This window comes from Sphaerotilus sp., from assembly GCF_031429695.1.
Classification (GTDB): domain Bacteria; phylum Pseudomonadota; class Gammaproteobacteria; order Burkholderiales; family Burkholderiaceae_C; genus Sphaerotilus.
Genome location: NZ_JANPAB010000009.1, coordinates 97,521 through 110,283, shown reverse-complemented (window position 1 = coordinate 110,283; position 12,763 = coordinate 97,521). Strand labels below are relative to the sequence as shown.

The window sequence follows — 12,763 nt, the reverse complement described above, 5'->3', positions numbered from 1 at the left end:
AAGGCGAGATCCGGCTGCGTTACAAACGTATCTCGGCGTTTGTGACCAGTTCCTATAATCCGCCGGACGATCCAGGCCCTCCCTGCCCATCTGTACATGAGCGACACCTCTCGACCTTCTTCGAACGACAGCCAGTCCCGGTCGCCCACGCGCCCGCATCCTGGGCTGCGCCTGCTGGCGTGGCTGGTCGGGCTGCCACTGGCTCTGGCCTTGATCTTCGTGCTGCTGCTGGGGTTGGCTCTGGCCGTGGCCTACCCGAACCTGCCCGAGATCAGCGGCTTGGTGGACTACCGGCCAAAGCTGCCGATGCGGGTGGTCTCAGCCGACGGGGTGGTGCTGGGCGAGTTTGGCGAGGAGCGGCGAAATTATCTCCCGATCCAGGCCATTCCCAAGGTGATGCAGGAGGCCGTGCTCGCCATCGAGGACGCGCGCTTCTACCAGCACGGCGGCATCGACTACAAGGGCATCCTGCGGGCCGCCATCGAGAACCTGCATGATGCACGCAGCCAGGGTGCCTCCACCATCACGATGCAGGTGGCGCGCAACTTCTACCTCTCCACCGAAAAGACGCTCACGCGCAAGGTCTACGAGATCCTGCTGTCGCTGAAGATCGAGAGCCAGCTCAGCAAGGAGAAGATCCTGGAGGTCTACATGAACCAGATCTTCCTGGGTCAGCGGGCCTACGGCTTCGCAGCGGCCAGCGAGGTTTATTTCGGCAAGCCGCTCAAGGACATCTCGGTCGCCGAAGCCGCCATGCTCGCCGGCCTGCCCAAGGCGCCCTCGGCCTACAACCCGATCGTCAACCGCAAGCGGGCCGAACTGCGCCAGCGCTACATCATCGGCCGGATGCTCGAAAACGGCTTCATCACCGAGGTGCAGCACGACGAGGCCCTGGCCGAGACACTGAGCTACCGCAGCCCACGCAGTTCCGGCATCCACGCCGAGTACGCTGCCGAAACCGCCCGCCAGATGGTCTTTGCCCAGTACGGCGAGGCGGCCTACACACGCGGCCTGAACGTCGAACTCTCGCTGCGCTCGGCCGACCAGATGCACGCTTACCGCACGCTGCGGCGCGGTCTGCTCACCTTCGAGGCCCGCAAGCCCTACCGCGGCCCGAGCGCCTTCGTCGATCTGCCCAAGGACGAGGCCAAGCTCGACGCCCGCGTGGCCGAGGCGCTGGAAGACCATCCCGACCTCGATGACCTGCGCGCCGCCGTGGTCACCTTGGCCGAGGCGAAGAAGGTGGGGGCCGTCCTGCAAAACGGTGAGGCGATCTCCGTGACCGGCGACGGTCTGCGCCAGGTGCGCGCCTCGCTGATGGCCGATGTCGCCCCGAAGATGCAGATCCGCCGCGGCGCCGTGGTGCGCGTGATGAAGGGCAGCAAAGGTGACTGGAGCATCGTCAATCTGCCCGAAGTCGAAGGTGCACTCGTCTCCATGGACCCGCAGACCGGCGAAATCCGCGCCATGGTCGGCGGTTTCGACTACGCCAAGAGCAAGTTCAACCACGTCACGCAGGCCTGGCGCCAGCCAGGATCGAGCTTCAAGCCATTCATCTACTCGGCCGCGATGGAAAAGGGTTTCTCGCCTGCCACGGTCGTCAACGATGCGCCGCTGTTCTTCGACGCGGGTGTGACCGGCAGCCAGCCCTGGGAGCCGAAGAACTACGACGGCCAGTTCGACGGTCCAATGTCGATCCGGCGTGGTCTGGCCAAGTCCAAGAACATGATTTCGATTCGGCTGCTGAAGGCCATCGGCCCCAGCTACGCGCAGCAGTGGGTAACGAAGTTCGGCTTCGAGGCCGAGAAGAACCCGCCCTACCTGACGATGGCGCTGGGCGCGGGTGCGGTCACACCCATCTCGATGGCTGACGGATACGCGGTGCTGGCCAATGGCGGCATCCGCGTCAACCCGGTGCTGATCACCCGCATCACCGACAGCCGTGGTCAGCCCATCACCCAATCACCACCACAGAGCGGCCAGGACGAGCGTCTGCGTGCCATCCCCGCACGCAATGCCTTCATCACCAGCAGCCTGCTGCAGGAAGTCACCCGCACCGGCACCGCCGCACGGGCACAGGCGGTACTCAAGCGCCCCGACCTCTACGGCAAGACGGGCACCACCAACGACTCGCAGGACGCCTGGTTCAGCGGCTACAACAAGGGCCTGGTCGCCATCGTCTGGATCGGCTACGACACCCCGCGCTCGCTGGGGGACAAGGAGACCGGCGGTGGTTTGGCGCTACCGATCTGGATCGACTACATGGCGCAGGCGCTGCGCACGGTGCCAGTGAGCGAATACACCGCGCCGGACGGCGTGGTCTTCGTCAACAACGACTGGTACTACACCGAGAACAGCCAGGGTGGCGGCGTGAAGTCACTGGGCCTGGAGGATGTGGCCCCTCGCCCGCCGGAATCCGACGAGCGCAAGGGCATCCTCGACCTGTTCCGCGACACGGGCGGCGTACCGAGCCCGTCAACGGCCCCCGCGGCCTCGCGCTGACCCCGGCACGGCGGCGTTGTCAGGCCGCGTTGCTCTGGGCCGTGAACACCAGCGCCTGCCCGCCCTGCGCACTGGCCTGGGCCGACAGCGCAGCATAGAACTCGTCGCCGCTGCGGCCGTCCCGCCACGCACCGTTCACCCAGCGGTAGTGGAAACCGCCAGCACGGGCCGCCATCCACAGCTCCTGCAGCGGCGGCTGGGTGTTGAGGATGATCTTGCTGCCTCCCGGAAAACTCAGCTCCAGCAGGCCGCCGGTGCGGTGGGTATCGATGTCGATCACGTCGTCGTCCAGCCAGCGGTCGATGGTTGCTTCGATCGTGGCCAGCGCAGCGTGTGCCCTGCGGGTGTACTCCGCGTCGGTCAGGCCGGACGGGGTCGTCGGAGCCGGGGGGGTCGGGGCGGTGGTGTGGTGCATGGTCGCTAGAATCCGTCGATGTTCAAAGTCCAAGACTGGCTGAAAACGAGTTTAGCGCCGCGGGCCGCCGTGGCCTGCGCCCTGCTGCTGTCGGCCTGTGGCCAGAAGGGTCCGCTGACGCTGCCGACTCCGGACACCACCCCTCCTCCTCCTGCGGCCGTGGCCGCCTCCGCTTCGACACCCGCACGATGAACCTGCCCGGCTCCCCCTTCCTCGCCCGCGACGCCGCCGGCACCCTCACGCTCGAAGGCCATGCGCTGGCTGAACTCGCACGCGAATTTTCCACGCCGCTGTACGTCTACTCGCGCAACGCCATGCGCTCGGCCGCCGCCACCTACCACCAGGCGCTGGCCGGCCGTCCCCACCTCGTCTGCTACGCGATGAAGGCCAACTCCAGCCTCGCCGTGCTGCAGACCTTCGCCGAGGCCGGTTGCGGCTTCGACATCGTGTCCGCGGGCGAGCTGCAGCGCGTGCTGGCCGCCGGAGGCACGGCGGACAAGGTGGTGTTCTCGGGTGTCGGCAAGACACGCGCCGAGATGCGGCTGGCGCTGGAGGCGGGCGTGCGCTGCTTCAACGTCGAAAGCGAGGCCGAACTCGACGTGCTCTCCGAGGTCGCCACCGCGATGGGCAAGACCGCGCCGATCAGCCTGCGCGTCAATCCGGACGTCGACGCCAAGACACATCCTTACATTTCCACCGGGCTGAAAGGCAACAAGTTCGGCATCTCGCACGAACACGCGCTGGCCGTCTACCAGCACGCCGCCCGCCTGCCCGGCATTGCGGTCCACGGCATCGACTGCCACATCGGCTCGCAGATCACCGAGGTCAGCCCCTACCTCGACGCGCTCGACCGCGTGCTCGATCTGGTGGAAGCGGTCGAAGCGGCTGGCATCCCGGCCCACCACCTTGACCTCGGCGGCGGCCTGGGCATCACCTACACCGATGAGCAACCGCCCAGTGCCGGCGATCTGATCGGCGCGATGCTGGCCAAGATCGACGCCCGCGGCCACGGCCACCGCGAGATCCTGATGGAGCCCGGCCGCTCGCTGGTGGGCAACGCCGGCGTGCTGCTGACCGAGGTGCTCTACCTCAAGCCCGGCGAGCACAAGAACTTCTGCATCGTGGACGCCGCGATGAACGACATGGCGCGCCCGGCGATGTACGAGGCGTGGATGGCGATCGTGCCCTGCCAGCAGCGCGACGACGCGGCGCAGACCTGGGATGTCGTCGGCCCGGTGTGCGAGTCGGGCGACTGGCTCGGCCGCGACCGCGCCATGGCCGTGCAGCCCGGCGACACGCTGGCGATGCTGTCGGCGGGCGCCTACGGCATGACGATGGCGAGCAACTACAACAGCCGTCCGCGGGCTGCCGAGGTCATGGTCGATGGCGCACAGGTCACGCTGATCCGTGCGCGGGAAACCATCACCAGCCTGTTCGCCGGGGAACGCCTGATTGACGGGCAGGGCAATCTGTGACTTGCTGCCGCCATCAGGTATCCTCGACCCTTTCGCGCGACCCCTCCGCGCTGGCCACGTGCCTCTGCCTGCGACTGCCATGAAAGCCTTCAACGAAGAAACCGTCACCTCGGTGCACCACTGGACCGACCGGTTGTTCAGCTTCACCACCACGCGCGACCCGGCCTTCCGGTTTTCGAGCGGCCACTTCGTGATGATCGGCCTGCCCGTCAACGGCAAGCCGCTGCTGCGCGCCTATTCCATCGCCAGCCCGAACTGGGAAGAAAGCCTGCACTTCTTCTCGATCAAGGTGCCCGACGGCCCGCTGACCTCGCGCCTGCAGCACCTGCAGGTCGGCGACAAGGTCATCGTCGGCCGCAAGCCCACCGGCACGCTGCTGGTCGACTACCTGAACCCCGGCAAGCGCCTGTACCTGCTGGGCACCGGCACCGGTCTGGCCCCATGGCTGTCGATCATCCAGGATCCCGAAACCTACGAGCGCTTCGAGAAGGTCATCGTCGTCCACGGCTGCCGCCACGTGAACGAGCTGGCCTACCAGGACCTGTTCAAGGGCCTGCCGAACCACGAGTTCCTGGGCGAACTGATCGGCGACAAGCTGGTCTACTGCCCGACCGTGACCCGCGAGCCCTTCGAGCGCCAGGGCCGCATCACCGACCTGATCGAGGACGGCCGCATGTGGACTGACTTCGGCCTGCCGGCATTCAACCCGGCCGAGGACCGCGCCATGATCTGCGGCAGCCCCGCGATGCTGCGTGACCTCAAGCGGATGCTCGAAGAGCGTGGTTTTGCCGAAGGCAACACGACCACGCCGGGCGACTTCGTCATCGAGCGGGCCTTCGCCGAACAGTGATCCGGTCGTCTCGACCAGCAAAAAGCGCGACTCTCGGGTCGCGCTTTTTTATTGGCTGTCCACAGCCGCTGTGGATAACCCTGGGGATGAGCGGAGGAATGACCGTTCAAGTCCTTGATTCAAAAGGACTTTGCCTAGATTGCCTCATTTTGCGGCAGCCAGCATGAAGTCCAGCGCCGCGCCAACATCCTCGTCGCTCAGCTTGGGGTTGCCGCCCTTGGCCGGCATCGCGCCCTTGCCCTTCAAGACCGCATTCAGCAGCGCCTCGCGACCCGTTTTCACCCGCGGCGCCCACGCCTCCTTGTCGCCGAACTTGGGCGCATTGGCCAGCCCCGGCACATGGCACATGGCACATGCCTGGTTGTAAACATCCTTGCCGTCGGCCGCTTGGGACAGGCCGGCGGACAGGGTCAGAGTGGCAGCAGCCAGAACGGGCAGCAGAGCTTTCATGGGGTCTCCTCGGTGGTGTATGGGGTGGTGGGGGCGCCGCTCCGTTGCAAACGCCGTGCCCTCCTGTCAACGCTCGGCGCGCCAGCGCCGCGGACCCGTGTTAACCCGCAGCATCTTCGTCCACCCTGGGACAACCGGGACGGGCGACTGTGCAAGGCAGGGACACCCGCCGCTGTGCCCTGGAGCGCCACCGCTCAGACGAAGCCCAGCAGCCGCTTGGCGTTTTCCTTCAGGATCAGCGGCTTGACCTTGTCCTTGAAGCCGGCCTCGTCGAAGTCCTTCATCCAGCGTTCGGGCGTGATCAGCGGGTAGTCGGAGCCGAACAGCATCCGGTCCTTCAGCAACGTGTTGGCGTACTGGACCAGCTGCGCCGGGAAGTACTTCGGGCTCCAGCCGGACAGGTCGATCCAGACATTCGGCTTGTGCAGCGCCAGCGACAGCGCCTCGTCCTGCCACGGCCAGCTCGGGTGCGCGATGACGATCTGGATGTCGGGGAAATCGATCGCCACGTCCTCCAGCAGCATCGGATTCGAGTTCTGCAGACGCAGGCCGCCGCCACAGCGCATGCCCGAGCCGATGCCCGAGTGCCCGCTGTGGAAGATCGCCGGCAGCTTGTACTCGGCGATCACCTCGTACAGCGGCCACGCCATCCGGTCATACGGCAGGAAGCCCTGCACCGTCGGGTGGAACTTGAAGCCCTTGACGCCGTGCTCCTCGATCAGCCGGCGCGCCTCGCGGGCGCCCATCTTGCCCTTGTGGGGGTCGATCGAGGCGAAGGCCACCATCATGTCGCTGTTCTCGCGGGCCGCGTCGCAGATCTCCTCGTTGGGGATGCGGCGACGGCCGAGCTGGGACTCGCTGTCCACCGTGAACATCACCAGCCCGATCTTGCGCTCCCGGTAATAGGCGACGGTCTCGGCAATGGTGGGACGGCGGTCGGAGCCGAAAAACTTGTCCGCAGCGCGGTCGTACTCTTCGCCGTAGTTGTCGAAGGGATTGCGGCAGGACACCTCGGCATGGGTGTGGATGTCGATGGCGATGAGATCGTTGGTGTTCATGGTGAGTACCAGGATGAGTTGCTTAAATTTTGTAATCAATTCAAGCATCACAGTTTAGGGTTTACCCGCAAAATTGAAGTGATTTAAGCCGTGTTGCAGCGCAACAAAGGGTTTTCATGGGGGTCACCGCAGGGTCTTAATACTTATATTTATGAATCAAATTTCCGTCGGTTGCTCCTGCTGCCCTTCACGCCATGACCACTCCCGCCTCCGACCCCACCTTCGCACCCGCCACGGGCCTGCTGGCCGGACTGGACCTGTTGCAGATCGAGCAATCCGGCCCGGTCGTCCACATCTGCTTGAACCGGCCCGCCAAGCGCAACGCCATCAACGACACGCTGGTGACCCAGCTCCACACCGCCTTCGTCAACCTGCCGGCGGACACACGCGCGGTCGTGGTCAGCGGCGCGGGCAACCACTTCTGCGCCGGGCTGGACCTGTCGGAACTGGTCGAGCGCGACATCCACGGCGCCATCCTGCATTCGCGTGGCTGGCATGCCGCGTTTGATGCGGTTCAGTTCGGCAAGGTTCCGGTGATCGCGGTGCTGCATGGCGCGGTGGTCGGCGGCGGGCTGGAGCTGGCGGCGTCGTGCCAGATCCGTGTGGCCGAGGATTCCGCGTACTTCGGACTGCCTGAAGGCCAGCGCGGCATCTTCGTCGGCGGCGGCGGCTCGGTGCGCATTCCCCGCCTGATGGGCATGGCGCGCATGACCGACATGATGCTGACCGGCCGCGTCTTCGACGCCGACCAGGGCGAGCGATACGGCGTCGTCAACTACCGCACCGCGGATGGCGCCGGGCTGGCCAAGGGCATCGAGCTGGCGCGCAAGATCGCCGGCAACGCGCCGATGACCGCCTTCGCCGTGATGCACGCGCTGCCGCGCATCGTCGAGATGTCGCCGTCGGAAGGGCTGTTCACCGAGTCGCTGATGGCTGCTGCGGCCAGCAACACCCCGGAAGCACAAGACCGCCTGCGCGCCTTCCTGGAAGGGCGGGCCGGCAAGGTGGTCAAGCAGTCATGAGCAGCGCCCCCCAACCCCGTTACCGCGACATCCGCGTCGGCGGCTGCACCGACGCCGTCCTCGACACCCGCGCCGATGGCCTGCAGGTGCTGCGCTCGACCGAGCCGCTGGGCGACTACCCGCTGCGGCTGACCGACGCCCTCGAACGCTGGGCCGCCGAGGCGCCAGACCGCACCTTCGTCGCCAAGCGCCTGCCTGCGGGCCAAGGCGGCGACTGGCGGCGCATCTCCTATGCCGAGATGCTGCAGCGCGCCCGCGCCGTGGGCCAGGCGCTGACCGACCGCGGCCTGTCCGCCGACCGCCCGATCGCCATCCTGTCGGACAACGACCTCGAACACCTCACGCTGGTGCTCGGCGCGATGTGGGCAGGCGTGCCGGTGACGCCGGTGTCGTCGGCGTATTCGCTGATTTCGCAGGACTACGGCAAGCTGCGCCACATCGCCGAGACCGTCACGCCGGGACTGGTCTTCGCCGCCTCACCCGCGTATGGCAAGGCCATCACGGCCGTGTTCGGCACGGACGTGGAAGTGGTGCTGACCGAGGGCGCCATCGACGGCCACTCCATCACGCCTTTCGCCACGCTGCTAGCCACCGAACCCAGCGCCTCGGGTGATGCCGCCCACGCGCAGGTCGGCCCCGACACCATCGTCAAGTTCCTCTTCACCTCCGGCTCGACCAAGCTGCCCAAGGCGGTCATCAACACGCAGCGCATGCTGTGCGCCAACCAGCAGATGCTGCGGCAGTGCCTGGCCTTCCTCGCCGAAGAGCCGCCGGTGCTGGTGGACTGGCTGCCGTGGAACCACACCTTCGGCGGCAACCACAACGTCGGCCTCGTGCTCTACAACGGCGGCACGCTCTACATCGACGAAGGCAAGCCGACGCCGAAAGGCATGGCCGAGACGCTGCGCAACCTGCGCGAGATTTCGCCGACGATCTACTTCAACGTGCCCAAGGGCTTCGAGGAAATCGCCTTCGCGATGGACCGCGACCCGGTGCTGCGCCGCTCGCTGTTCGCCCGTGCGCAGGCGTTCATGTTCGCTGGGGCCGGCTTGTCGCAGGCGGTGTGGGACAAGCTCGACGCGCATGGCGAGGCCGAGACCGGCGAGCGCGTGCGCATCATCACGGGCCTGGGCATGACCGAAACCGCGCCGTCCTGCACCTTCGCGGTCGGCACCGACGTGCGCTCGGGCCACATCGGGCTGCCGGTGCCGGGCGTCGAGGTCAAACTGGTGCCGGATGGCGAAGGCGACACGGCCAAGACCGAGATCCGCTTCCGCGGCCCGAACGTCATGCCCGGCTACTGGCGCGCCCCCGGGCAGACCGCCGACGCCTTCGACGAGGACGGTTTCTACTGCACGGGCGACGCCGTGAAGTTCATCGACCCCGCACAGCCGACCCGCGGCCTGCTGTTCGATGGCCGCACCGCCGAGGACTTCAAGCTCTCGACCGGCACGTTCGTCAGCGTCGGCCCGCTGCGCGCCAAGGTCATCCTGGCGGGCGATCCCTGCGTGCAGGACGTGGTCGTCACCGGGTTGAACCGCGACGAGATCGGCCTGCTGGTCTTTGCCCGGCCGGACGAGTGCAGGAAGCTCGCCGAGCGCGAGGGCCCGGAGGCCGTGCAGGCGTTTTTCCAGACGCTGGCCGACTGCCTCTGGCGCGCCGGCACTGGCAGCGCCAACCGCCCGGCCCGGCTGCACGTCATGACCGAGCCGCCGTCGATCGACAAGGGCGAGGTCACCGACAAGGGCTCGATCAACCAGCGCGCCGTGCTGCTGCACCGCGCCGCCCTGGTCGAGCAGCTCCACGACAGCCGCGAGGGCGACCCGTTCGTGGTCCTGCCGCGCAAAGCCTGAACGCACGAAGGACAACACCATGCAGATCCAAGGACACGCCGCGATCGTCACCGGCGGCGGCTCGGGCCTCGGCGAGGCCGTCGCCCGCGAACTCGCCCGGCTGGGCGCCAAGGTTGCGGTGCTCGATGTGAACCAGGCCAGCGCCGAGCGCGTGGCGGCCAACATCGGCGGCCTCGCGCTGCGCTGCGACATCACCGACAGCGCCAGCGTCACCGCCGCGCTCGACGCCGCCGAAGCCGCCCACGGCACGGCGCGCATCGTCATGAACATCGCCGGCATCGGCAGCGCCAAGCGCGTGATCCAGCGCGACGGCTCGCCCGCGCCGCTGGAGGATTTCGAGCGGGTCGTGCGCGTGAACCTGATCGGCACCTACAACGTGGTGCGGCTCGCCGCCGCCCGTCTGGCCAAGGCCGAGCCGCTGGAAGGCACGTCGGGCGAGCGTGGCGTGGTCGTCAACACCGCCTCGGTCGCCGCCTTCGACGGGCAAGTCGGGCAGGAAGCGTATTCGGCGTCCAAGGGCGGCGTGGTCGGCATGACGCTGCCGCTGGCGCGTGACCTGGCGCAGTTCGGCATCCGCGTCTGCACCATCGCGCCGGGCCTGTTCGCCACGCCGCTGATGAACGAGCTGCCCGAAGCGGTGCAGCAATCGCTCGCGGCATCGATCCCCTTCCCGAAGCGCCTGGGCCAGCCCGACGAGTTCGCCGCGCTGGCCGCCCACATCGTCCAGAACGGCCACCTCAACGGCGAGGTGATCCGGCTGGACGGGGCATTGCGGATGGCGCCGCGCTGACCGATCTGCCACGCTCACACACTTGCGTCTTTCGTTCCTTGATCCTTGAACGTTGATCTACACCCCACGGAGACAGACCCCATGAAGCTGAACAAGACCCTCATCGCCTGCGCCGCCCTGTGGGCCGCGGGTGCCGCACAGGCCGACATCACCATCGGCGTCAGCCTACCGCTGACCGGCCCGGCCAACGGCCTGGGCATCCCGATGCAGAACGGCATCAAGCTCTGGCCCGCCAGCATCGCGGGCGAGAAGCTCAACGTCATCGTGCTCGACGACGGATCCGACCCGACCAAGGGTGTGCAGAACGCCAAGCGCTTCGTCACCCAGGACAAGGCCGACATCATCATGGGCTCGGCTGCCACACCGGTCGCCATCGCCATGTCGGACACGGTCGCCGAGGCCACGACACCGCACTTCATGTTCTCCCCCGCCGTGCTGCAAGCCGGCAAGGACAACTGGGCCTTCCGCCTGCCGCAGTCCAACGCGGTGATGTCGCACGCCATGCTCAAGCACATGAGCAAGCTGGGCGTGAAGACGGTCGGCTTCCTCGGCTACACCGACGCCTACGGCGAAAGCTGGCTCAAGGACTTCCAGGCCGAGGCCACCGCCATGGGCCTGCCGATCAAGATCATCGCCACCGAGCGTTTCGCCCGCGCCGACACCAACGTCACCGCCCAGGCCCTGAAGCTGACGGCCGCCAACCCGGACGCGATGCTGATCGTCGCCTCCGGTTCGGGCGCCGCCATGCCGCACAAGGCCATCATCGAGCGCGGTTTCAAGGGCAAGGTCTACCAGACCCACGCCGCCGCCACCCGCGACCTGATGCGCATCGGCGGCAAGGATGTCGAGGGCGCCTACGTCGTCTCCGGCCCCTGCGTGATCGCCGAGCAGTTGTCGGATGACCATCCGTCGAAGAAGGTCGCCATCGACTTCGTGCAGAAGTACGAGAAGGCCAACGGCGCTGGCTCGCGCAACCAGTTCGCCGGCCACGCCTATGACGCCGCGCTGGTGCTGGAAAAGATCATTCCGGTGGCGCTGAAGAAGGGCAAGCCCGGCACGCCCGAGTTCCGCGCCGCGCTGAAGGAAGCCACCGAGACCATGGGCCGCACGGTGGTCTCGCACGGCGTGCTGACCTACTCGAAGGACAACCACTGGGGCTTCACGACCGAGACCGGCGTGATCCTGAAGGTGGTGAATGGCGACTGGAAGGTCGAGTAAGACCCTCACCCTCCAGCCCCCTCTCCCGCCTTGCGGGAGAGGGGGAGCAAGACCGGTCAGCACGGGCAGGCCGAGTACAGAGACCCTCCATGGACTTCTCGATTGCAAGCATCCTCGCACTGGACGGGGTGACCAACGGCGCGGTGTACGCGCTGCTGGCCACCGCGACGGTGCTGCTCTTTGCCGTCACGCGGGTGATCTTCATCCCGCAGGGCGAATTCGTCGCCTACGGGGCGCTGACGCTGGCCGTGCTGCAGACCGGCAAGGTGCCGGGCACGGTCTGGCTGCTGCTGATCATGGCGGCGGTGGCGGCCGTGGTCGAGGCGGTCCACGGATGGCGCCAGCGCCGGCCGGTCGGGCTGGTGGCCAAATCGGCGGTGCTGACGCTGGCCGCACCGCTGGCCATCGCCACGGTCGCGATGGTGGCCGCGCCGATGCACCTGCCGCTGGTGGTGCAGGCACTGCTGACGCTGGCCATCGTCACGCCGCTGGGCGGGCTGACCTACCGGCTCGCCTACGAGTCACTGGCGGACGCGACGGTGCTGGTGCTGCTGATCGTGTCGGTGGGGGTGCATTTCGCGCTCACGGGGGTGGGGCTGCTGTTCTTCGGCGCCGAGGGCTACCGCAACCCGAGCTTCTGGGACGAGCGCTTCAACGCCGGCCCGCTGATGCTGACGGGCCAGACCATCATCATCTTCCTGGCCTCGGCGGCGCTGATCGTGCTGCTGTGGCTGTTCTTCGAGCGCTCGCTCTACGGCAAGGCGCTGCGCGCCACCGCCGTGAACCGCCTCGGCGCCCGGCTGATGGGCATCTCGACGGTGCAGGCCGGCCGGCTCAGCTTCACGATGGCGGCCTTCATCGGCGCGCTGTCGGGGCTGCTGATCGGCCCGACCACCACCGTGTTCTACGACTCCGGGTTCCTGATCGGCCTCAAGGGCTTCGTCGCTGCCGTGTTCGGCGGACTGTCGAGTTACCCGCTGGCGCTGGTCGGCGCGGTCGGGGTCGGGTTGCTGGAATCGTTCGGCTCGTTCTGGGCCAGTTCGTTCAAGGAGGTGATCGTGTTCACCTCCATCCTGCCGGTGCTCCTGTGGCGTTCGCTGCGTGACCCGCATACTGAGGAGGATTGACCC

12 protein-coding genes are annotated in these 12,763 nt (G+C 67.2%); 9 read left to right on the top strand and 3 right to left on the bottom strand.

Translation table 11 applies throughout. The features are described 5' to 3' along the window. Positions 1 to 96: 96 nt before the first annotated feature. Entirely contained in the window at positions 97 to 2,502 is a 2,406-nt protein-coding gene (locus tag RMP06_RS01965) for a penicillin-binding protein 1A (protein ID WP_310460097.1), read from the top strand. A 19-nt stretch (positions 2,503 to 2,521) separates the two neighbouring features. Here RMP06_RS01965 and cyaY read toward each other — a convergent pair whose 3' ends face one another. Continuing rightward, positions 2,522 to 2,866, bottom strand: a complete 345-nt coding sequence (gene cyaY / locus RMP06_RS01960; RefSeq protein ID WP_310460123.1) for an iron donor protein CyaY — start codon at positions 2,864 to 2,866, stop codon at positions 2,522 to 2,524. A gap of 69 nt (positions 2,867 to 2,935) precedes the next feature. Between cyaY and lptM the strand changes: the two genes are divergently transcribed. The 3 genes from lptM to RMP06_RS01945 all read left to right on the top strand — a co-directional run bounded on the left by lptM (position 2,936) and on the right by RMP06_RS01945 (position 5,242). Continuing rightward, the gene (gene lptM, locus RMP06_RS01955) at positions 2,936 to 3,109 is read left to right on the top strand and encodes an LPS translocon maturation chaperone LptM (protein ID WP_310460096.1); all 174 of its coding nucleotides are present in this window, start codon (positions 2,936 to 2,938) and stop codon (positions 3,107 to 3,109) included. After that, entirely contained in the window at positions 3,106 to 4,392 is a 1,287-nt protein-coding gene (gene lysA / locus RMP06_RS01950; RefSeq protein ID WP_310460095.1) for a diaminopimelate decarboxylase, read from the top strand. Before lptM ends, lysA begins: the two co-directional genes overlap by 4 nt. A gap of 79 nt (positions 4,393 to 4,471) precedes the next feature. After that, positions 4,472 to 5,242, top strand: coding sequence for a ferredoxin--NADP reductase (locus RMP06_RS01945; protein WP_310460094.1), 771 nt, complete (start codon positions 4,472 to 4,474; stop codon positions 5,240 to 5,242). Between the two features lie 144 nt (positions 5,243 to 5,386). On the opposite strand, the gene RMP06_RS01940 is transcribed toward RMP06_RS01945, so the two are convergent. Further along, complete coding sequence (locus RMP06_RS01940) at positions 5,387 to 5,692, bottom strand: c-type cytochrome (protein WP_310460093.1); 306 nt, start codon at positions 5,690 to 5,692, stop codon at positions 5,387 to 5,389. Positions 5,693 to 5,886: 194 nt separating this feature from the next. Continuing rightward, a complete protein-coding gene (locus tag RMP06_RS01935; protein ID WP_310460092.1) occupies positions 5,887 to 6,750 on the bottom strand; it encodes an amidohydrolase family protein in 864 nt (287 codons plus the stop codon). Positions 6,751 to 6,944: 194 nt separating this feature from the next. Between RMP06_RS01935 and RMP06_RS01930 the strand changes: the two genes are divergently transcribed. The 5 genes from RMP06_RS01930 to RMP06_RS01910 all read left to right on the top strand — a co-directional run bounded on the left by RMP06_RS01930 (position 6,945) and on the right by RMP06_RS01910 (position 12,760). After that, positions 6,945 to 7,772 (top strand): crotonase/enoyl-CoA hydratase family protein, encoded by an 828-nt coding sequence (locus RMP06_RS01930; protein WP_310460091.1) that lies wholly within the window; start codon positions 6,945 to 6,947, stop codon positions 7,770 to 7,772. After that, entirely contained in the window at positions 7,769 to 9,625 is a 1,857-nt protein-coding gene (locus tag RMP06_RS01925) for a feruloyl-CoA synthase (protein WP_310460090.1), read from the top strand. The genes RMP06_RS01930 and RMP06_RS01925 overlap by 4 nt, the downstream gene beginning before the upstream one ends. Positions 9,626 to 9,644: 19 nt before the next feature. Next, positions 9,645 to 10,415 (top strand): SDR family NAD(P)-dependent oxidoreductase, encoded by a 771-nt coding sequence (locus RMP06_RS01920; RefSeq protein ID WP_310460089.1) that lies wholly within the window; start codon positions 9,645 to 9,647, stop codon positions 10,413 to 10,415. Between the two features lie 81 nt (positions 10,416 to 10,496). Continuing rightward, complete coding sequence (locus RMP06_RS01915) at positions 10,497 to 11,633, top strand: ABC transporter substrate-binding protein (protein WP_310460088.1); 1,137 nt, start codon at positions 10,497 to 10,499, stop codon at positions 11,631 to 11,633. Between the two features lie 89 nt (positions 11,634 to 11,722). Beyond that, positions 11,723 to 12,760, top strand: a complete 1,038-nt coding sequence (locus tag RMP06_RS01910) for a branched-chain amino acid ABC transporter permease (protein ID WP_310460087.1) — start codon at positions 11,723 to 11,725, stop codon at positions 12,758 to 12,760. Positions 12,761 to 12,763: the final 3 nt, after the last annotated feature.